Origin of the sequence: Pseudomonas sp. MPB23, from assembly GCF_046605395.1 — a bacterium.
Classification (GTDB): Bacteria; Pseudomonadota; Gammaproteobacteria; order Pseudomonadales; family Pseudomonadaceae; genus Aquipseudomonas.
This window is the reverse complement of record NZ_CP176771.1, coordinates 6,214,046-6,235,211: the sequence shown is the minus strand read 5'-3', so window position 1 is coordinate 6,235,211 and position 21,166 is coordinate 6,214,046. Positions and strand designations below refer to the sequence as shown.

The window sequence follows — 21,166 nt, the reverse complement described above, 5'->3', positions numbered from 1 at the left end:
ATGTGCTCAAAGTCGTTGTAGCCGGTGATCTTGCAAAGGATAGCCCTGTTCGCGGTAGAAACGGAAACTCTCCCGCGCGGCCTGACGAATAGCCGGATCCTCCACCACCACTTCCGCCACACGGGCGAAGGCCTTAGCGAACGGCGGTACTTTCAGGTCCAGATTGATCAGCAGGTCATGGTGATCGCCGCAACTGTCGCCCAAGCCCAATACAACCTGGCCTTCGGGTTCTGCTTCGGCGGTGCCGTGGGGCACGAAGCTTTCACCTTTGAAGCGCCACAGGCGGGCGTCGAGATCGTCGCGCTGGGCAGCATCGTTGCAATGCAGGTAGATGCGATGGCCCATGCGCCAGGCTTTTTCGGTGAGTTTGCAGGCAAAGTCCAGACGCGCGAGCGGGTCGGCGCTGGGCAATATATAGAAGTCGACTTGGGTCATTACATGTCCTGGAGCTGCCGTGGCGACGGCTTACGGCAGGAGCGAACGTGCTCGCGAAAAACCTGAGGACGATGCGTTCATTCAGCATGAACGCGTCATCGTTGATGCGCTTCGCGAGCACGTTCGCTCCTACAGCCAGCCGTGGCCGGTCAGTGATGCTTAGGCCTTGGCGCGATCCAGCAGGTACTGGGTCAGCAATGGCACGGGACGGCCAGTGGCGCCCTTGTCCTTGCCGCCGCTGGTCCAGGCGGTGCCGGCGATGTCCAGGTGCGCCCAGTTGAAGTTCTTGGCGAAGCGCGACAGGAAGCATGCTGCGGTGATGGTGCCGGCTTTCGGGCCGCCGATGTTGGCGATGTCGGCGAACGGGCTGTCCAGTTGCTCCTGGTACTCATCGAACAGCGGCAGTTGCCAGGCGCGGTCGTCGGCGGACTTGCCGGCGCTGAGCAGTTGCTCGATCAGTTCATCGTTGTTGCCCAACAGGCCCGAGGTGTGGGAGCCCAGGGCGACGATGCAGGCGCCGGTGAGGGTGGCGATGTCGATCACGGCTTGCGGCTTGAAGCGCTCGGCGTAGGTCAGGGCATCGCACAGCACCAGGCGGCCTTCGGCGTCGGTGTTGAGGATTTCCACGGTCTGGCCGCTCAGGGTGGTGACGATGTCGCCCGGACGGGCCGCGCCGCCGCTCGGCATGTTCTCGGCGCAGGCCAGGATGCACACGAGGTTGATCGGCAGTTTGAGTTCCAGCACGGCGCGCAGGGTGCCGAACACGCTGGCAGCGCCGCCCATGTCGTACTTCATTTCGTCCATGCCCAGGCCCGGCTTGAGGCTGATGCCGCCGGTGTCGAAGGTGATGCCTTTACCGACCAGGGCGTAAGGCTTCTCGGACTTCTTGCCACCGTTGTATTGCATGACGATCAGGCGCGGTGGCTGGTCGCTGCCCTGGCCCACGGCATAGAACGAGCCCATGCCCAGTTCCTTGATCTTTTTCTCGTCCAGCACTTCGACTTTCAAACCCTTGAACTCTTTGCCCAGTGCCTTGGCCTGTTCGCCCAGGTAGGTCGGGTGGCAGATGTTCGGCGGCAGGTTGCCCAGGTCGCGGGTGAACGACATGCCGTTGGCGATGGCCTGGGCGTGGGTCACGGCGCGTTCGACTTCAGCCTGGGCGGCCTTGATGGTCAGCAGGGTGATTTTCTTCAGGGCGCGCGGTTCGGCTTTCTGGCTCTTGAACTGATCGAACATGTAGCTGCCATCCACCAGGCTTTCGGCCAGCAGGCGCGTCTTGCCATAGCTGTCGCGGCCTTTGACGACGATTTCATCGAGGGCCAGCGCTGCATCGCTGCCGCCCAGGCCTTTGAGGGTGTTGAGGATGCCGCTGATGATCTTGCGGAACGGGCGGTCGCCGAGTTCGGCGTCCTTGCCCACGCCCACCAGCAATACGCGTTCGGCTTTCAGGTTGGGCAGGCTTTGCAGCAGCAGGCTCTGGCCGACTTTGCCGGCCAGGTCGCCGCGCTTGAGTACGGCACTGATCGCGCCGCCGCTGAGTTCGTCGAGTTGCTTGGCGGCGACGCCGAGCTTGCGGCCTTCGCCGATGGAGACCACGAGGGTGGCAGTTTTCAACGTTTCGGGGCTAACGCTTTTTACAACCAGTTCCATTTTCGGGTCCCTTATAAATGTCTGAGAGCCTGGCGTTTGTACCCAGGCTTTAAAGCTTGGCCGTTGTGTAAACCGCCAGCGACAAAGGCCGCAGTTTGAACCTCGCCGGCCGAGCCTGACAACCCTTGGTGCGTGCTTTGTGCCTGCGCGTGAGCAAGCTCCGTGACAGGCGCGGTCAATCACAGGATAATGCGCCATCTTTTTAGCCGGCCCCTTTAAAACGGGCTGACTCGGTATGCTTGCTTGTTTGGCCGCCTTAGCCTGACAACCCTGGAGTGTCTGGTTTGATCGTCTTCCGTTATCTGTCCCGCGAAGTCCTGTTGACCCTGAGTGCCGTGAGTGCGGTGTTGTTGGTCATCATCATGAGTGGTCGTTTCGTCAAATACCTGGCCCAGGCTGCCTCTGGCGCTCTGGACCCTGGCTCGCTGTTCCTGATCATGGGCTTTCGCCTGCCGGGCTTCCTGCAACTGATCCTGCCCTTGGGCCTGTTCCTCGGGATTCTGCTGGCTTATGGCCGTCTGTACCTTGAAAGCGAAATGACCGTGCTCTCGGCCACCGGCATGAGCCAGCAGCGCCTGCTGGGCATGACCATGATTCCGGCCGCCGGCGTCGCGCTGATCGTGGCCTGGCTGAGCCTGGGCCTGGCTCCGCAGGGCGCCATGCAGTTCCAACTGGTATTGAACAAACAGGATGCGATGACCGAGTTCGATACCCTTGAACCGGGCCGTTTCCAGGCCCTCAGTGACGGCACGCGGGTGACCTACACCGAAACCCTGACCGAAGACCGCGCCAACCTGGGCGGGGTGTTCATCTCCGAGAAGCGCCTGGGGCAGGACAAGAAAGACCGCGGTATCTCCGTTCTGGTGGCCGACTCGGGCCGCCAGGAAGTGCGTCCCGATGGCAGCCGCTACCTGATCCTGGAAAACGGCTATCGCTATGACGGCAGCCCGGGCCAGGCCGATTACCGCGCCATCCAGTACGACACCTACGGCGTGATGCTGGCCCGCCCGGACGTCAGTGACGAAGTCACCGACCGCGACGCTCTCCCCACGAGCGCCCTGCTGGGCAGCAAGGAGCTGCGCTCCATCGCCGAGCTGCAATGGCGTATTTCCCTGCCGCTGCTGGTGTTTATCGTGACCCTGATGGCCGTGCCGCTGTCGCGCGTCAACCCGCGCCAGGGCCGATTCCTCAAGCTGTTGCCGGCGATCCTGCTCTATATGGCTTACCTGACCATCCTGATTTCCGCCCGCGGCTCCCTGGAGAAGGGCAAGCTGTCGCCGCTCCTCGGCCTGTGGTGGGTACACGGGATCTTCCTGATGATCGGCCTGGGGCTGCTTTATTGGGAACCTCTACGCTTGAAAATGATGAGCCGTCGTGGCCAGAAGGAGTTGGCTCGTGGCTAAGCTCGATCGCTACATTGGTAGCAGCGTACTGATCGCCATCCTGGCGGTATTGGGCATCATCCTGGGCCTGGCCTCGTTGTTCGCCTTTATTGATGAAGTGGGCAACGTCAGCGACACCTACACCGTGTGGGATGTGCTGAGCTACGTGGCGCTCACCGCGCCGCGTCGTCTTTACGACATGATGCCGATGGCTGCGCTGATCGGCTGCCTGATCGGCCTGGGCAGCCTGGCCAGCAACAGCGAACTGACCATCATGCGCGCTGCCGGCGTGTCCATCGGTCGTATCGTCTGGGCGGTGATGAAGCCCATGTTGCTGCTGATGCTGTGCAGCGTGCTGATCGGCGAATACGTCGCGCCACCGGCCGAAACCACCGCCCAGGCCAACCGTGCCCTGGCCCAGGGTTCGGGCGATGCGCAAAGCTCCCGGCATGGGTTGTGGCATCGTCAGGGTGACGAATTCATCCACATCAACGCCGTGCAGCCCGGCGGCCTGTTGCTTGGGGTGACGCGCTACACGTTCGACAAAGAGCGCCACATGTTGTCGTCCAGCTTCGCCAAACGTGCGCAGTACAGTGCCGAGCAGTGGCAGTTGACCGATGTCACCACCACCTACTTCCGCAATATCGGCCAAGGCACCAAGGCCAGCACCGAAGTCATCAATGTGCCGACCGAGCAGTGGGATATCGCGCTGAAGCCGGAATTGCTCAATACGGTGGTGATGATCCCTGAAAGCCTGCCGATCTCCGGGTTGTGGGGCTATATCCATTACCTCAAGGAGCAGGGCCTGAATAACGGTCGTTACTGGCTGGCGTTTTGGGTCAAGGTGTTGCAGCCGGTGGTGACCGCTGCGCTGGTGCTGATGGCGATTTCATTCATCTTCGGCCCTTTGCGCTCCGTGACCCTGGGTCAGCGTGTGTTCACCGGCGTGCTGGTGGGCTTCACCTTCCGTATCGCCCAGGACCTGCTGGGCCCGTCGAGCCTGGTGTTCGGTTTCTCGCCGCTGTTCGCGGTGCTGGTACCCACTGCCATCTGCGCCCTGGCGGGGTTGTGGCTGTTGCGTCGCGCCGGTTGATGCTGCGCTTATGAACAAAAAATGCCCCGGTCGACTGATCGGGGCATTTTTGTTCTGGTCAGCAAAGATGACGTCTGGCCTGAGCTTCAGGTACAATTCCCGGCTATTTTTCAGCGGGCAATCTGCCTGCAGCCTTTTTGAGTGTTGATCCGTGAGTGATTTGAGTCATATCCGCAATTTCTCCATCATCGCCCACATTGACCATGGCAAGTCGACGCTGGCCGATCGCTTCATCCAGATGTGCGGCGGCCTTGCCGAGCGTGAAATGGAAGCCCAGGTACTGGACTCCATGGACCTCGAGCGCGAGCGCGGGATCACCATCAAGGCCCACAGCGTCACCCTGTACTACACCGCCCAAGACGGTATCAAGTACCAACTGAACTTCATTGACACCCCCGGCCACGTCGACTTCACCTATGAAGTCAGCCGCTCCCTGGCGGCCTGTGAAGGTGCGCTGCTGGTGGTGGACGCGGGGCAGGGTGTTGAAGCCCAGTCCGTGGCCAACTGCTACACCGCCATCGAGCAAGGCCTGGAAGTCATGCCGGTGCTGAACAAAATCGACCTGCCGCAGGCCGATCCAGACCGCGTGAAGGAAGAAATCGAAAAAATCATCGGCATTGACGCCACCGACGCCGTCGAGTGCAGCGCCAAGACCGGCCTGGGCGTCGACGAAGTGCTCGAGCGCCTGGTCAAGACCATCCCCGCGCCGACCGGCAACATCGAAGATCCGCTGCAGGCGTTGATCATCGACTCGTGGTTCGACAACTACCTGGGGGTTGTCTCCCTGGTCCGCGTGCGCCACGGCCGTGTGAAGAAGGGCGACAAGATCCTGGTCAAATCCACCGGCAAGATCCACCTCGTGGACAGCGTCGGTGTGTTCAACCCGAAACATACTGCCACCGTTGATCTGAAAGCCGGCGAAGTCGGTTTCATCATCGCCGGCATCAAGGACATTCACGGTGCACCGGTAGGTGACACCCTGACCTTGAGCACCACCCCTGACGTCGACGTGCTGCCGGGCTTCAAACGCATCCAGCCGCAGGTATACGCCGGCCTGTTCCCGGTCAGCTCCGACGACTTCGAAGATTTCCGCGAAGCCCTGCAAAAGCTGACCCTCAACGACTCGTCGTTGCAATACACCCCGGAAAGCTCCGACGCCCTGGGCTTCGGCTTCCGTTGCGGCTTCCTGGGCATGCTGCACATGGAGATCATCCAGGAGCGCCTCGAGCGCGAATACGACCTGGACCTGATCACCACCGCGCCAACCGTTATTTTTGAGCTGTTGCTGAAAAACGGTGAAACGATTTACGTCGACAACCCGTCCAAGCTCCCAGACCTGTCGTCCATCGAAGACATGCGCGAACCGATCGTGCGCGCCAATATCCTGGTGCCGCAGGAACACCTGGGCAACGTCATTACCCTGTGTATCGAGAAGCGTGGCATCCAGCACGACATGCTGTTCCTCGGGACCCAGGTGCAAGTGACCTACGATTTGCCGATGAACGAAGTGGTCCTGGACTTCTTCGACCGTCTCAAATCCACCAGTCGCGGCTATGCTTCCCTGGACTACCATTTCGATCGTTACCAATCGGCTAATCTGGTGAAACTGGATGTGTTGATCAACGGCGACAAGGTCGATGCCCTGGCACTGATCGTGCACAAGGACAACGCGCACTACAAAGGTCGCCAGTTGACCGAGAAAATGAAAGAACTGATTCCGCGCCAGATGTTCGACGTCGCGATCCAGGCCGCCATCGGCGGGCAGATCATTGCGCGGACCTCTGTCAAGGCTCTCAGAAAGAACGTACTGGCCAAATGCTACGGCGGTGACGTAAGCCGTAAGCGCAAGCTGCTTGAGAAGCAAAAGGCCGGTAAAAAACGCATGAAGCAAGTGGGCAACGTGGAAATTCCACAAGAAGCCTTCCTTGCGGTGCTCAGGTTGGATAGTTAGGTCCTATGTCGCTAAATTTTCCGCTGTTGCTGGTCATCGCCGTTGCCGTTTGCGGACTCCTGGCGTTGCTCGATCTGGTGTTCTTCGCCCCGCGTCGGCGGGCGGCTATCGCGTCCTATCAGGGCAGCGTCAGCCAGCCCGATGGCGTGGTGATCGAGAAGCTGAACAAAGAGCCTTTGCTGGTTGAATACGGCAAGTCGTTCTTCCCGGTGTTGTTCATCGTGCTGGTGCTGCGTTCGTTCCTGGTGGAACCGTTTCAGATCCCTTCGGGGTCGATGAAACCTACCCTGGACGTGGGCGACTTCATCCTGGTGAACAAGTTTTCCTACGGGATTCGCCTGCCGGTGATCGACAAGAAGGTCATCGAAGTCGGCGATCCGCAGCGCGGCGACGTGATGGTGTTCCGCTACCCGAGCGACCCGAACGTCAACTACATCAAGCGTGTGGTTGGCCTGCCGGGCGACGTGATTCGCTACACCAGCGACAAGCGCCTGTTCATCAACGGCGAGTCGGTGGCCGAAAAGCTGCTGGGTACCGAGCCGAACACCCTGGGCAGCGCCGAGCTGTACCAGGAAAAACTCGGGACGGTCGAGCACCAGATCCGCAAGGAAATGACCCGCTACCGTGCACAGCCCGATGGCGAATGGAAAGTGCCGGCCGGGCACTATTTCATGATGGGCGACAACCGCGACAACTCCAACGACAGCCGCTACTGGGATGACCCCACCATTCCCAAGGACCTGCTGGGCATGGTTCCCGACGAGAATATCGTCGGCAAGGCCTTCGCGGTCTGGATGAGCTGGCCGGAACCCAAGCTCAGCCACCTGCCGAATTTCTCGCGGGTCGGGCTGATCAAGTAATACAGGCGGCGCTGTGAACACAGCGCCGAATGCTTTTCTGGGGCTGGGACAAATCGGTCCTGCCTCATGCGGCACCAACCAGGATTTGAATTTGAACACTGCGTCAATCGTCGATGGCCGCCGGTGCCACCAACTAGATATGGGTAAACCGTGAGCGTTTCTTTAAGTCGTCTCGAGCACCTGCTCGGCTACACCTTCAAGGATCAGGAATTGATGGTCCTTGCCCTCACACACCGCAGCTTTGCAGGGCGCAATAACGAGCGCCTGGAATTCCTCGGTGACGCCATCCTCAACTTCGTCGCCGGTGAAGCGCTGTTCGAGCGTTTCCCCCAAGCCCGTGAAGGCCAGCTGTCGCGCTTGCGTGCACGGTTGGTGAAGGGCGAGACCCTGGCCGTGCTGGCCCGTGGCTTTGGCCTGGGCGAGTACCTGCGCCTGGGTTCCGGTGAGTTGAAGAGCGGCGGTTTCCGTCGCGAGTCGATCCTGGCCGATGCCCTTGAAGCGTTGATCGGTGCGATCTACCTCGATGCAGGCATGGAAGCGGCCAAGGCGCGCGTCACTGCCTGGCTGACGTCCGAGATCGAAAGCCTCACGCTGGTCGACACCAACAAAGATCCCAAGACCCGCCTGCAGGAATTCCTGCAGTCGCGCGGGTGCGAACTGCCACGCTACGAAGTGGTGGATATCCAGGGTGAGCCCCATTGCCGCGTGTTCTTCGTGGAATGTGAAATCACCTTACTGAACGAAAAAAGCCGAGGTCAGGGTGTGAGCCGTCGTATTGCCGAACAGGTAGCGGCCGCTGCAGCACTGATTGCCCTGGGCGTGGAGAATGGCCATGACTGATTCAACCGCAACACGCTGTGGCTATGTTGCCATCGTCGGCCGTCCGAACGTGGGCAAGTCCACGTTGCTCAACCACATCCTCGGCCAGAAGCTCGCGATCACCTCGCGCAAGCCGCAGACCACCCGCCACAACATGCTGGGCATCAAGACCGAAGGCAACGTGCAAGCGGTCTACGTCGATACCCCGGGCATGCACAAAGGCGGCGAGAAAGCCCTGAACCGCTACATGAACAAGACCGCTTCGGCGGCGTTGAAAGACGTCGACGTGGTGATCTTCGTGGTCGACCGCACCAAGTGGACCGACGAAGACCAGATGGTCCTCGAACGTGTGCAGTACGTCACCGGCCCGCTGATCGTCGCGCTGAACAAGACCGACCGCATCGAAGACAAAGCCGAGCTGATGCCGCACCTGAGCTGGCTGCAGGAACAACTGCCGAACGCCCAGATCATGCCGATCTCGGCCCAGCACGGTCACAATCTCGAGGCCCTGGAACGCGTGATCGCCGGCTACCTGCCGGAGAACGAGCACTTCTTCCCGGAAGACCAGATCACCGACCGCAGCAGCCGTTTCCTTGCCGCCGAACTGGTACGCGAGAAAATCATGCGCCAGATGGGCGCCGAACTGCCGTACCAGATCACCGTCGAAATCGAAGAGTTCAAGCAGCAGGGCAAGACCTTGCATATCCATGCGCTGATCCTCGTCGAACGTGACGGCCAGAAGAAAATCATCATTGGCGACAAGGGCGAGCGCATCAAGCGCATCGGCACCGAAGCACGCAAGGACATGGAATTGCTGTTCGATTCCAAGATCATGCTCAACCTGTGGGTGAAGGTTAAAGGCGGCTGGTCCGACGATGAGCGTGCACTGCGCTCCCTGGGCTACGGCGACCTGTAAGCACGCCGCAGGGCAAAAAATGTGGGAGGGGGCTTGCTCCCGATAGCAGTGGGTCAGTTGATGGATAAGTGACTGAACCACCGCCATCGGGAGCAAGCCCCCTCCCACATTAGGTTTATGTTGTTTTCAGGATCGAGAACCCCATGTCCCAATCCCCACCTCCCAGCCAACTCGCCTACGTCCTGCACAGCCGCGCCTACCGTGAGACCAGTGCGCTGGTGGACTTCCTCACGCCTCAAGGACGACTGCGCGCGGTATTGCGCAGTGCGCGGGGCAAGGCGGGGACGTTGGCGCGGCCGTTCGTGGCCCTGGATGTGGAGTTTCGCGGCAAGGGCGAACTGAAGAACGTTGGGCGCATGGAAAGTGTCGGCACCTCGGCCTGGCTCAATGGTGAGGCGCTGTTCAGCGGCCTCTACCTCAATGAGCTGCTGATCCGCCTGCTGCCCGCCGAAGACCCACACCCGGCGGTCTTCGATCACTACGCTGCAACCCTGCTGGCCCTGGCCGAAGGTCGTCCCCTGGAACCGCTGCTGCGCGCGTTCGAATGGCGCCTGCTCGACGACCTGGGCTACGGCTTCGAACTGAGCAACGACGTGCACGGCGATCCCATCGCCGCCGACGGCATGTACCGCCTGCAAGTGGACGCTGGCCTCGAACGTGTCTACCTGCTGCAACCGGGCCTGTTCCAGGGCACCGAGCTGTTGGCCATGAGCGAAGCCGACTGGACCGCTCCCGGCGCCCTGTCCGCCGCCAAGCGCCTGATGCGTCAGGCGCTCGCCGTGCATTTGGGCGGACGGCCGTTGGTCAGTCGTGAGTTGTTTCGAAAGCCCTGACTTCCCCGTGTATGCTGTGCGGCGTTTCTTTCCCTTTTCAGGAGCGCTTCCGTGACCACCAGCAATCGCATTCTTCTTGGCGTCAACATCGACCACGTCGCCACCCTGCGCCAGGCCCGGGGCACCCGTTACCCGGATCCGGTCAAGGCCGCGCTGGACGCCGAAGAAGCGGGCGCCGACGGCATCACCGTGCACCTGCGCGAAGATCGTCGCCACATCCAGGAGCGTGACGTGCTGCTGCTCAAGGATGTGCTGCAAACCCGCATGAACTTCGAGATGGGCGTCACCGAAGAAATGATGGCCTTTGCCGAGCGCATCCGCCCGGCGCACATCTGCCTGGTCCCGGAAACCCGCCAGGAACTGACCACCGAAGGCGGCCTCGACGTGGCCGGCCAGGAAGCGCGGATCAAGGCGGCGGTAGAGCGTTTGTCGAAGATCGGCAGCGAAGTGTCATTGTTCATTGATGCCGACGAGCGCCAGATCGAAGCCTCCCGCCGGGTCGGCGCGCCGGCCATCGAGTTGCACACTGGCCGTTATGCCGACGCGACCACGCCGACTGAAGTGGCCGACGAACTGCAACGCATCATCGACGGCGTGAACGTCGGCCTTAACGAGGGCCTGATCGTCAACGCCGGCCATGGCCTGCACTACCACAACGTCGAAGCCGTGGCGGCGATCAAGGGCATCAACGAGCTGAACATCGGCCATGCGCTGGTGGCACACGCGCTGTTTGTCGGGTTCAAAGGTGCGGTGGCTGAGATGAAGGCGTTGATCCTGGCCGCTGCCAAGGCCTGACCGCAAATCAACCTGTAGAAGCGAGCCATCTTTCTGCCATGTGGCAATGCGAACCCTTACTGTTTAGCGGTTGCAGGTGTATCGTATCTGCCCTTTGCAGGCCCTTGGCCTGCGGCAGATACGTGAGGTTGTTGTGTCCCGATCCTTTTCCCGTCGACAAATTCTGGGTGGTCTTGCCGGCCTGGCCGTAGTCGGCGTCGGTGCCGGTGGCGCCTATCGCTACTGGCTGGGCAAGGTCGCCGAGGCCGAGGCGGGGCACGATTACGAGCTGATCGCCGCGCCCCTCGACGTCGAGTTGGTGCCGGGGCACAAGACCCCAGCCTGGGCGTTCGGCCCTTCGGCGCCGGGCACCGAGTTGCGCGTGCGCCAGGGCGAATGGCTGCGGGTGCGCTTTATCAACCACCTGCCGGTCGCCACCACCATCCACTGGCACGGCATCCGCCTGCCGCTGGAAATGGACGGCGTGCCCTACGTCTCGCAATTGCCGGTCCTGCCTGGCGAATACTTCGACTACAAATTCCGCGTGCCCGACGCCGGCAGCTACTGGTATCACCCCCACGTGAGCAGCAGCGAAGAACTCGGCCGTGGCCTGGTCGGCCCGCTGATCGTTGAGGAGCGCGAGCCCACCGGCTTCAAGTACGAACGCACCCTGAGCCTGAAAAGCTGGCACGTGGACGAAGAGGGCGCTTTCGTCCCCTTCAGCATCCCCCGTGAAGCCGCGCGGGGCGGCACAGCCGGGCGCTTGTCGACGATCAATGGCGTGTCCCAGGCGGTGATCGACTTGCCCGCCGGGCAGATCACCCGCGTGCGCCTGCTCAACCTCGACAACACCCTGACCTATCGCATCAACATCCCCGACGCCGAAGCGCAGATCTACGCGCTGGACGGCAACCCCGTCGAGCCGCGCCCGCTGGGCAAGGAATACTGGCTGGGCCCGGGCATGCGTATCTGCCTGGCGATCAAGGCACCACCGGCGGGCGAAGAGCTGTCGATCCGCAATGGCCCGGTGCGCCTCGGCACCTTCCGCTCCGTGGCCAACACCGATGCGCCGAGCGAATGGCCACCGGCATTGCCCGCCAACCCGATCGCCGAGCCGGACCTGGCCAATGCGGAGAAACTCAACTTCAATTTCGAGTGGGTCGGCTCGGTATCGGTCAACGTCGACAACGGCAAGCCGCCGAGCCTGTGGCAGATCAACGGCCAGGCCTGGGACATCACCGACAAGACCTGCGCCGACCGCCCGATTGCCAAGCTGGAAAAGGGCAAGAGCTACATTCTCGAATTGAAAAACATGACCCAGTACCAGCACCCGATCCACCTGCACGGCATGAGTTTCAAGGTGATCGCCTCGAACCGCCACACGGTGATCCCGTACTTCACCGACACCTACCTGCTGGGCAAGAACGAACGCGCTCGCGTGGCGCTGGTGGCGGATAACCCGGGGGTGTGGATGTTCCACTGCCATGTGATCGACCACATGGAAACCGGCCTGATGGCCGCCATCGAGGTGGCGTGATGCGCCAGATTCGTCCCACGGCGATCATCGACCGCAGCCGCGACCAGGACTTCATGCGCGAAGCCCTGGCCCTCGCCGCCCAAGGTGCCGCGCTGGGCGAGGTGCCCGTCGGCGCGGTGCTGGTGCAGGACGGTGAAATCATCGGTCGCGGCTTCAACTGCCCGATCAGCGCCAACGACCCCAGCGCCCATGCCGAAATGGTCGCCATCCGCGCCGCTGCGCAGGCGCTCAGCAACTATCGTCTGCCCGGCAGCACGCTGTATGTGACGCTGGAACCGTGCAGCATGTGCGCCGGCCTGATCGTGCATTCGCGCATCGCGCGGGTGGTGTATGGCGCGTTGGAGCCCAAGGCGGGGATTGTGCAAAGCCAGGGGCAGTTCTTTACCCAGGGTTTCCTGAACCATCGAGTGCTGTTCGAAGGCGGTGTGCTGGCCGAGGAATGCGGGACTGTCCTGAGCGAGTTCTTCAAGGCCCGCCGGGCCAAGCCTCAGATCTAACCAACACTGAGTCTCAAATGTGGGAGCAAGCCCCCTCCACAGGTGATTGGGTTTACACATTTCTATCTGTGAATACAGTCAAGTGTGGGGGCTTGCTCCCCCCTCCCACATTTTGGACCTTCATTTTTTTCAGCGGAATTTACGCTTACTTGCGCGCGATGATCACGGCGCGCATCGGTGCCGGCAGCCCTTCAATCGTCTTGCTGTGATCGTGCGGGTCGAGGAAGTCACTCAGCGACTGATACTTCATCCACTCTGTGCCGCGCTGTTCTTCCACCGTGGTTACGCTTACATCCACACAACGCACATCGCTGAAGCCGGCACGGCGCAGCCATAGCATCAGTGCCGGTACCGAGGGCAGGAACCACACGTTGCGCATCTGTGCGTAGCGGTCTTCCGGGACCAGCACCTGTTGCTGATCGCCTTCGATCACCAGGGTTTCCAGGACCAGCTCGCCGCCTTTGACCAGGGTTTCCTTCAACGCCAGCAGGTGCTCGATCGGCGAGCGACGGTGATAGAACACGCCCATCGAAAACACGGTATCGAAACCTTCCAGGTTCGGCGGCAGGTCCTCGAACGGGAACGGCAAGTGCCAGGCCCTGGGCTCGGACAGGTAACGCTGCACCGCCTGGAATTGGCAGAAGAACAACCAGTTGGGGTCCACGCCGATCACACTGTCGGCCCCGGCGCCGAGCATGCGCCACATGTAGTAGCCGTTGCCGCAGCCCACATCGAGGATGCGCTTGCCTTTCAGGTCCAGGTGCGGTGCCACGCGCGACCACTTCCAGTCCGAGCGCCATTCGGTGTCCACATGCACCCCGAACAGGTGGAACGGGCCCTTGCGCCATGGGCACAGGCCCATCAATGCACTGTGCATCTGCGCGCGGGTGGCGTCGTCGCAATCGGTGTCGAGGCTCAGGCCATTGAGCAAATCGACGTCGCTGGGCTGGATCTTCGGCAACGCATCCAGCGCGCTCTGCCAGCGCTCCAGGTCGCCGTGACCTTTCTCCATCTTGCTATCGAGTTGCGCTTGCAGGCCCTGGGCCCACACGGCCAGGGGAGTGCCGACCAGATGGCGGGCGAGGGGGGACAGATCAATCATGGCAAGGCAATCAACGAGGCAAAGTTAAGACACTGGAACCACGGCACGACTTTCGAGAACCCGGCCGCCAGCAGGCGTTCGCGGTGTTCTTCGAGGCTGTCGGGCTTCATGACGTTTTCGATGGCGCTGCGCTTCTGGGCGATTTCCAGTTCGCTGTAGCCGTTGGCGCGTTTGAACGCGATGTGCAGGTCGGTGAGCAGCGCGTGTTCTTCAAGGTCATTGAAGCGCAGCTTTTCCGAGAGGATCAGCGCACCGCCCGGCAGCAGCGCCTGGCGGATGCGCCCGAGCAACGCCAGGCGCTGCTCGGGGGCGATGAATTGCAGGGTGAAGTTCAGCGCTACCACCGAGGCCGGCTGGAAGTGCAGCGCGAGGATATCGCCCTCGATCACGTCCACCGGCAGCAGCTCCTGGAACATCGAGTCCTGGCCATTGAGGTATTCGCGGCAGCGCTCGACCATGGCCGCCGAGTTATCCACCGCGATGACGCGGCAGCCATCGGTGCGCACATGCCGGCGCAGGGCCTGGGTCACCGCGCCGAGGGACGATCCGAGGTCGTAGAGCACGCTATTGGGTTGGGCAAACTGCGCCGCGAGGACGCCGAGGTTTTCGACGATGGTCGGGTAACCGGGTACCGAGCGCTTGATCATGTCCGGGAACACCCGCACCACGTCCTCGTTAAAGGCGAAGTCCGGCACCTGGGGCAGGGGCTGGGCGAATAGGCGATCGGGTTCTTTGCTCACGGTTGTTCCGGCGACGAAGGGGGAAAGGCGGGCATTTTAGCCAAGTTGCTCCTCCGATGCGCGGGTTGTCTGATGGAACGCCGAGGCGGTGATGCCCCATTGGCCGAGCCAGTAAGTGGCGATCAGCAGATACGGTGCCGCGTCGAAGCTCAGCACAAAGCGATTGATACCGATCAGCGTGTCGGAAACCACAAACGATACGGCCCCCGCCGCCGCCAGTAGCGCCGAGCGCTTGGGCACCGCGCTGCCCAGTCGCGCCAGCGCCCGCCAGAGCATGGCGCTGATTACCAATGCGTAGACCACCACCGGAATCAGCAACTCACCGAGGCCGTGGGCGATCAGGATGCTCAGCAGCATCGCCCCGACGCCCAGCGCCAGTAACAACGGCAGCAGCGCCAAACGGCGGCAGTCACTGAAATAGGCTTTGAGGTAGGCCAGGTGGGCAAAGAGGAAGGCGCCGAGGCCAAAGATAAACAGGTCGCCCGGCCAGGCGAGCAATACATCGCCGACCAGGGAGAAAATCAGCCCCAGGCTGATCCAGCGTCGATAGTCGGTCGGCGGCGCGTCATGCAGCCAACCCAGTAGCGCCAGCACTGGCAACGGTTTGACCAACAGGCACAGTAACGCCGCGTGGACGGTCAGCCCGTAGATAAAGGTGCCGGCGCCCATCAACGCAAGAATCAGCCAGGGCATATCAGTTCACCGTAATGGCGCAGTCGAACACCTCGGCGGGTTCGGCTTCCGGCTCCCAGGGTTGCTGGGAGGTCAGGCGCAAACGGCCCTGGCCGGCCGCGAAGGCCTGGAAGCGCCAGGTGGACTGGCCGCCGCCGCCGATCACACCGGATTCGGTGCTGCTGTAGACCTCGGGACCGAGCCCACGCAGCACGCCGCCAGCGGAATCCTGGATCGCCCAGCGGTAGCCGGTGGTGGGGTTGCTGGGCAGGGTTAGGGTCAGGTTTTGGCCGGTTTTCAGCTGGAGCGGGCAGGCACTCTGGTTGTCCACGCTGACGTTTTGCTTCGGCGCACTGGCGCACGCGGCCAGCAGGGCAAGGCTCAAGGGGAGAAGCAGACGAGCAGCGGTCATGGAGGCTCCGTTGTTGGGCGACGAAGGGCGAGCATAACCGAAGATGAGACAAGGTGTGACAAGGGGGGCGATGGACGTCATCGCGAGCAAGCCCGCTCCCCCATTTTGGCCGCACTCCAAAGGATGTACTCGGTCACGTGTGGGAGCGGGCTTGCTCGCGATGACGCCCGCCCAGGCGCTAAAGGACGATCAGAACAGCACCTTCGCTACATCCGCAAAGCGCTTGGCGAAGTGCACGGTCATCCCTTCCTTCAGATACTCCGGCAATTCTTCAAAGCTGCCGCGATTCGGCTCCGGCAGGATCAACTCGTGAATCTTCTGGCGCCGCGCCGCGATGACCTTCTCGCGCACCCCGCCAATCGGCAGCACGTGCCCGGTCAGCGTCAGTTCACCGGTCATGGCCACGCCTTTTTTCGGTGGCTGGTTGCGTGCCAGGGACAGCAGCGCGCTGGCCATGGTCACGCCGGCACTCGGGCCGTCCTTCGGTGTGGCGCCTTCGGGAACGTGCAAGTGCACGAAGGCTTCGTCGAAGAACTTCGGATCGCCGCCAAACGACTTCAGGTTGGAGCTGATGTAGCTGTAGGCGATTTCAGCGGATTCCTTCATTACGTCACCCAACTGCCCGGTGAGCTTGAAGCCGCGATTGAGCGTGTGGATGCGCGTCGCCTCGATCGGCAAGGTGGCGCCGCCCATGCTGGTCCACGCCAGGCCGGTGATGACACCGGTGCCGGACAGCACTTGCTCGTTGCGAAACACCGGTATGCCCAGGGAGCTTTCCAGATCCTTGGTGCCGATCTTGATCACCGAGTCCGGCGCATCCAGCAGCTTGACCACGGCTTTGCGCACCAGTTTGCCCAGCTGTTTCTCCAACTGGCGCACCCCGGCCTCACGGGCGTAGCCGTCGATCAAGGCGCGCAGGGCGCCGTCGCTGATGGTCAGGCTGGTTTTCGACACGCCGGCTTTTTCCAGCTGTTTTGGCCACAGGTGACGCTTGGCGATGGCGACTTTTTCTTCGGTGATGTAGCCCGAGAGGCGAATCACTTCCATGCGGTCCAGCAAGGGACCGGGGATCGAGTCCAGGGTGTTGGCGGTGCACACGAACAGCACTTTGGACAGGTCCAGGCGCAGGTCCAGGTAGTGGTCGAGGAATTCGACGTTCTGTTCCGGGTCGAGGGTTTCCAGCAGCGCCGAGGCCGGGTCGCCCTGGAAGCTCTGGCCCATCTTGTCGATCTCGTCGAGCATGATCACCGGGTTCATCACTTCCACGTCTTTCAACGCCTGCACCAGTTTGCCCGGCAGGGCGCCGATGTAGGTGCGGCGATGGCCTTTGATTTCGGCCTCGTCGCGCATGCCGCCGACGCTGAAACGGTAGAACGGTCGGCCCAGGGATTCGGCGATGGATTTGCCCACACTGGTCTTGCCCACGCCCGGCGGACCCACCAGCAGCACGATGGAGCCGGCGACTTCGCCTTTATAAGCACCCACGGCGAGGAATTCGAGGATGCGACTCTTGATGTCGTCCAGGCCCGCGTGGTGTTTATCGAGCACTTTGCGCGCGTGTTTCAGGTCCAGTTTGTCTTCGCCGTAGACGCCCCATGGCACTGCGGTGGCCCAGTCCAGGTAGTTGCGGGTCACCGCGTATTCCGGTGAGCCGGTCTCGAGGATCGACAGTTTGTTCAGTTCTTCATCGATGCGTTTTTTCGCCTGGGCCGGCAGCACCTTGCCTTCCAGGCGCTGCTCGAACTGCTCGACGTCGGCGCTGCGATCGTCCTTGGTCAGGCCCAGTTCCTGCTGGATGACCTTGAGTTGTTCCTTGAGGAAGAACTCGCGCTGGTGCTCGCCGATCTTGCGGTTGACCTCGGCGGAGAGTTCTTTTTGCAGGCGCGCGACTTCGACTTCCTTGCGCAGCATCGGCAGGACTTTTTCCATGCGCTTGAGCATGGGCACGCAGTCCAGCACTTCCTGCAACTCGTTGCCGGTGGCCGAGGTGAGGGCGGCGGCGAAGTCGGTCAGTGGCGACGGGTCGTTGGGGCTGAAGCGGTTGAGGTAGTTCTTCAGCTCTTCGCTATACAGCGGGTTGAGCGGCAGCAGTTCCTTGATCGCATTGATCAGCGCCATGCCGTAGGCCTTGACCTCGTCGGTCGGCTCGGTGGGCTGGTGCGGGTATTCGACTTCCACCAGGTACGGTGGGCGGTGGTGCTTGAGCCAGGTGCGAATCCGCACGCGGGTCAGGCCCTGGGCGACGAATTGCAGTTTGCCGTTTTCGCGGCTGGCGTGGTGCACCTTCACCAGCGTGCCGTACAGCGGCAGGGCGGAGGTGTCGAAGTGGCGCGGGTCTTCGGGCGGCGTGTCCATGAAGAACAGGGCCAGGGAGTGGTGGGGGGATTTGCTCACCAGCTCCAGGGTTTCGGCCCACGGCTCTTCATTGACGATCACCGGCAACACTTGCGCCGGGAAGAATGGCCGATTGTGGATCGGGATGATGTAGACCTTGTCCGGCAGGTTTTGCCCAGGCAGGGCCAGGCCGGTGTTGGACGAGTGGGTTTCAGCGTTTTCGGGGTCTGCGTAATCGTTGAGTTCGTAATCAGGAGAATCTTGCTGGTCGCTCATGGGGCACCTGCACAGTGAAGTATGCAAGTTAGATGGGGCAGGGCAGCGGCGGTTTCAATGGCGCGGTGTGGTTAGCAACAAATTGCATGATATTTTCAGAACGGCACCCCTCCCCTGTGGGAGGGCACTGACACGCCGCTATCGGGAGCAACCCTGCGAAAACGTATAGGCGACGTGGGGCACCTGAAAGCGCGGCGTCAACGATGACGCGGGAAACCGGGAAAAACGCGGCGTTCTCAGGTTTTTCGCGGGCAAGCCCGCTCCTACAGGTGGCCGGATAGGGACTCCCTTCAATCAGTCAGCCCTCTGTCGCCAATAAAATGACAGTAAAATCCCCAGTTTTATTGGGTGCACTTATGCTTTGTCCCGGCTAATCTGCTCGAACAAAATTTCCAGTCATAAAAGATGTTTTTTTGACGCGGGGTCGGCAGTTGCCAGGAAAGCATATGACAAAGGGACGCAGTGGCAGAGAGAGGCGAGCGCTGCCCCAGGGCGCTGCGATGCGGTGGCGCCATACGTTTCAAACCCGTATTGCCGGGGTGCTGGCATTGTTGCTGTTGGTGGTGGTCGCCGCCACCTACGTGGCCGTCAAGACCGCCACCTCCCACGCTGTGGAAAACCAGGCGCGTATCCAACTGAAAAACGGTAGCCAGGTGTTTGAACGCCTGTTGGACCTGCGCGGCCGCCGTTTGCAATACGGTCTGGATTGGCTGATCGTCGACGGCCCGTTCAAACAGGCCGTGGCCGCCGACAATCCCGAGGCGATCCTCGCCGCCCTGCGCCGCCACGGCTCCGGCATCCGTTCCAGCGAAGTGGTGGTGCTGGGCCTGGATGGCAAGGTCATGGTCAGCACCTTGCCGGCTCTTTCCCGCGGCCAGCCGTTCCCCTATGACGACGGCCTGCGCCGGGCGCGGCGCTCGGGCCTGCAAATGTTGATCGTGCCCATGGATGGCCGGCCTTACCTGCTGGTGCAGGACGAAGTGATCGACGCGCAGCCCATTGCGCGGGTGGTCATGGGCTTTCCCATGGACCAGTTGTTTGCCAATGAATTGCGCTCCATGAGCGGCCTGGACGTGTCGTTCCTCAGTCTGCAAAACGACCGGCCCGGCACGCTGTTCAGCACCCAGCCCGACGCCCATCAGGCCGCTGCCCTCAGCCTGCTGCGCGCGGCACACCTGGACCCGGCGCCGCAGATTCAGCAGTTTTACGGCCAGCGCGTGCTCAGCCAGGTAGTGCCGCTGGCCAACAGCGGCGGCGCCGATCAAGTGCGGGTGCTGCTGCAAAGCCCGCTCGACCATGCCGTGGAATCCTTTGCGCCGCTGGACCGGCAGTTCCTCGGGATTGCCCTGGGGGTGCTGCTGGTGTCGCTGGCCGGCGCGTTGTTCTTGGCGCGCCGTGTGTCGCGTCCGCTCAATGCCTTGGTGGATGCGGCGGGGCGCATCGGCGCCGGTGATTACCGCACGCCGGTACGGGTGCGCAGCCACGATGAGTTCGGCCTGCTGGCCCGCGCCTTCAATGCCATGCAAAGCGGTATCGCTGTGCGTGAACGGCAACTGGCCCACAACGCGTTGCATGATTCCCTCACCGGCCTGCCCAATCGCGCCCTGGCCATGGAGCGCCTGGGCAGTGCGATCAGCGCGCGGCGGCCGGTGGTGTTGCTGTACCTGGGCATCGAGAATTACCGGGTGATCAACGAAGGCTTCGGTCCCCAAGGCGTCGAGGAAATGCTGCGCGAAGCCAGCCGTTGTCTGTCCATGAGCCTGCAGGCCAGCGACACGGCGGCGCGCATCACCGGCAGCGAATTCCTGCTGTTGCTGGAAAACACCGAGATCGACCGCGCCGTGGCCCGCGCCGACCGCCTCTACGCGCTGCTCACCGAACCCCAGCGCATCGGCAACGATGAACTGCGCCATGAAGTCAGCATCGGCATTGCCGCGTACCCCACCGACGGCCAGCACGTCGAAGAACTGATCGGCCGCGCCGCGATCGCCCGCCACGACGCCGCGGCGCTGCCGGGCTATTTGCAGATCTATGAGCGCGACCGTGACTTGGCCCACCAACGCCAGATCACCCTGATCCGCGACCTGCGCCGCGCCGCCGTCGAAGGTGAGCTGTACCTGTGTTACCAGCCCAAGCTCGACCTCAAGCACGGCCATGTCCTCCAGGCCGAGGCGTTGCTGCGCTGGCAGCACCCGAGCCTGGGGCTGGTGTCGCCGGCTGAATTCATCCCCCTGGCCGAACGCACCGGCAGCATGGGCGGCCTGACGCAATGGGTGATCGAAGAAGCCATTCGCCAGATCGGTGAATGGGGGCAGCGCGGCATGCACATTCAGCTATCGGTGAATATCTCGGTGGATGACCTGGCCGATGACGACCTGGCGATTCGCGTCACCACCTTGCTGGCGCATTACGGCGTGTCGGCCCAGCAACTGATTTTCGAGATCACCGAAAGCGCGATCATGCACAACCCGCAGCAAGCCCTCAGCGTGCTGGAGCAACTGCGCGGTTGCGGCATCAGCCTGTCGGTGGATGACTTCGGCACTGGTTATTCGTCGCTGGCGCAATTGCAGCGCTTGCCGGTGCAGGAGTTGAAGATCGACCAGTCCTTTGTGCGCAACCTCGACAGCACCAGCGGCGACGCGGTGATCGTGCGCTCGACCATCGAAATGAGCCACAACCTGGGGCTCAAGGTAGTGGCCGAAGGCGTGGAGTTCGCGCCCAGCTTGACGCTGCTCACGCTGTGGAATTGCGACACGGCCCAGGGCTACCTGATCAGCCGCCCATTGAACGCCATGGCCTTCGAGATGTGGATGCGCCGCGAGCGTACGCGGACCTGATGGGAAAGGGGCGTACAGCGCGCATGAAAAAGGCGGCTACCTGATG

At 62.0% G+C, this 21,166-nt stretch carries 18 protein-coding genes; 11 read left to right on the top strand and 7 right to left on the bottom strand.

What is annotated here, in order from left to right:
• Positions 1–6: 6 nt before the first annotated feature.
• Both ACLH0J_RS28340 and ACLH0J_RS28335 read right to left on the bottom strand, forming a co-directional pair.
• Complete coding sequence (locus ACLH0J_RS28340; protein ID WP_411390041.1) at positions 7–435, bottom strand: DNA polymerase III subunit chi; 429 nt, start codon at positions 433–435, stop codon at positions 7–9.
• A gap of 159 nt (positions 436–594) precedes the next feature.
• Positions 595–2,085, bottom strand: a complete 1,491-nt coding sequence (locus tag ACLH0J_RS28335; RefSeq protein WP_411390040.1) for a leucyl aminopeptidase — start codon at positions 2,083–2,085, stop codon at positions 595–597.
• 284 nt (positions 2,086–2,369) lie between these two features.
• Between ACLH0J_RS28335 and lptF the strand changes: the two genes are divergently transcribed.
• The 10 genes from lptF (at position 2,370) to tadA (ending at position 12,747) form a co-directional block, all read left to right on the top strand.
• A complete protein-coding gene (gene lptF / locus ACLH0J_RS28330; protein ID WP_411390039.1) occupies positions 2,370–3,488 on the top strand; it encodes an LPS export ABC transporter permease LptF in 1,119 nt (372 codons plus the stop codon).
• Positions 3,481–4,560, top strand: a complete 1,080-nt coding sequence (lptG, locus tag ACLH0J_RS28325) for an LPS export ABC transporter permease LptG (protein WP_411390038.1) — start codon at positions 3,481–3,483, stop codon at positions 4,558–4,560. The genes lptF and lptG overlap by 8 nt, the downstream gene beginning before the upstream one ends.
• A gap of 151 nt (positions 4,561–4,711) precedes the next feature.
• Positions 4,712–6,511: a translation elongation factor 4 gene (gene lepA / locus ACLH0J_RS28320; protein ID WP_411390037.1), complete on the top strand. Its 1,800-nt coding sequence runs from the start codon at positions 4,712–4,714 to the stop codon at positions 6,509–6,511.
• A 5-nt stretch (positions 6,512–6,516) separates the two neighbouring features.
• Complete coding sequence (gene lepB / locus ACLH0J_RS28315) at positions 6,517–7,371, top strand: signal peptidase I (RefSeq protein WP_078835500.1); 855 nt, start codon at positions 6,517–6,519, stop codon at positions 7,369–7,371.
• A gap of 150 nt (positions 7,372–7,521) precedes the next feature.
• The gene (gene rnc, locus ACLH0J_RS28310) at positions 7,522–8,211 is read left to right on the top strand and encodes a ribonuclease III (protein ID WP_046384585.1); all 690 of its coding nucleotides are present in this window, start codon (positions 7,522–7,524) and stop codon (positions 8,209–8,211) included.
• Positions 8,204–9,106, top strand: a complete 903-nt coding sequence (gene era / locus ACLH0J_RS28305) for a GTPase Era (RefSeq protein ID WP_029297473.1) — start codon at positions 8,204–8,206, stop codon at positions 9,104–9,106. The genes rnc and era overlap by 8 nt, the downstream gene beginning before the upstream one ends.
• Before the next feature lie 143 nt (positions 9,107–9,249).
• Positions 9,250–9,939, top strand: coding sequence for a DNA repair protein RecO (gene recO / locus ACLH0J_RS28300; protein WP_048720312.1), 690 nt, complete (start codon positions 9,250–9,252; stop codon positions 9,937–9,939).
• Positions 9,940–9,990: 51 nt separating this feature from the next.
• Complete coding sequence (pdxJ, locus tag ACLH0J_RS28295; protein ID WP_411390036.1) at positions 9,991–10,734, top strand: pyridoxine 5'-phosphate synthase; 744 nt, start codon at positions 9,991–9,993, stop codon at positions 10,732–10,734.
• 133 nt (positions 10,735–10,867) lie between these two features.
• Complete coding sequence (locus ACLH0J_RS28290) at positions 10,868–12,250, top strand: multicopper oxidase family protein (RefSeq protein WP_411390035.1); 1,383 nt, start codon at positions 10,868–10,870, stop codon at positions 12,248–12,250.
• Entirely contained in the window at positions 12,250–12,747 is a 498-nt protein-coding gene (gene tadA / locus ACLH0J_RS28285) for a tRNA adenosine(34) deaminase TadA (protein WP_411390034.1), read from the top strand. The genes ACLH0J_RS28290 and tadA overlap by 1 nt, the downstream gene beginning before the upstream one ends.
• Positions 12,748–12,892: 145 nt before the next feature.
• On the opposite strand, the gene cmoB is transcribed toward tadA, so the two are convergent.
• The 5 genes from cmoB to lon all read right to left on the bottom strand — a co-directional run bounded on the left by cmoB (position 12,893) and on the right by lon (position 18,283).
• A complete protein-coding gene (gene cmoB / locus ACLH0J_RS28280; RefSeq protein WP_411390033.1) occupies positions 12,893–13,849 on the bottom strand; it encodes a tRNA 5-methoxyuridine(34)/uridine 5-oxyacetic acid(34) synthase CmoB in 957 nt (318 codons plus the stop codon).
• Positions 13,846–14,589 (bottom strand): carboxy-S-adenosyl-L-methionine synthase CmoA, encoded by a 744-nt coding sequence (cmoA, locus tag ACLH0J_RS28275; RefSeq protein WP_411390032.1) that lies wholly within the window; start codon positions 14,587–14,589, stop codon positions 13,846–13,848. The genes cmoB and cmoA overlap by 4 nt, the downstream gene beginning before the upstream one ends.
• 36 nt (positions 14,590–14,625) lie before the next feature.
• On the bottom strand, positions 14,626–15,282 hold the full coding sequence (locus ACLH0J_RS28270; protein WP_411390031.1) for a lysoplasmalogenase: 657 nt from the start codon (positions 15,280–15,282) through the stop codon (positions 14,626–14,628).
• Position 15,283: 1 nt separating this feature from the next.
• Positions 15,284–15,673, bottom strand: a complete 390-nt coding sequence (locus ACLH0J_RS28265; RefSeq protein WP_411390030.1) for a protease inhibitor I42 family protein — start codon at positions 15,671–15,673, stop codon at positions 15,284–15,286.
• Between the two features lie 189 nt (positions 15,674–15,862).
• The gene (lon, locus tag ACLH0J_RS28260) at positions 15,863–18,283 is read right to left on the bottom strand and encodes an endopeptidase La (RefSeq protein ID WP_411390029.1); all 2,421 of its coding nucleotides are present in this window, start codon (positions 18,281–18,283) and stop codon (positions 15,863–15,865) included.
• 500 nt (positions 18,284–18,783) lie between these two features.
• Between lon and ACLH0J_RS28255 the strand changes: the two genes are divergently transcribed.
• Entirely contained in the window at positions 18,784–21,120 is a 2,337-nt protein-coding gene (locus tag ACLH0J_RS28255) for an EAL domain-containing protein (protein WP_411390028.1), read from the top strand.
• Positions 21,121–21,166 lie beyond the last annotated feature (46 nt).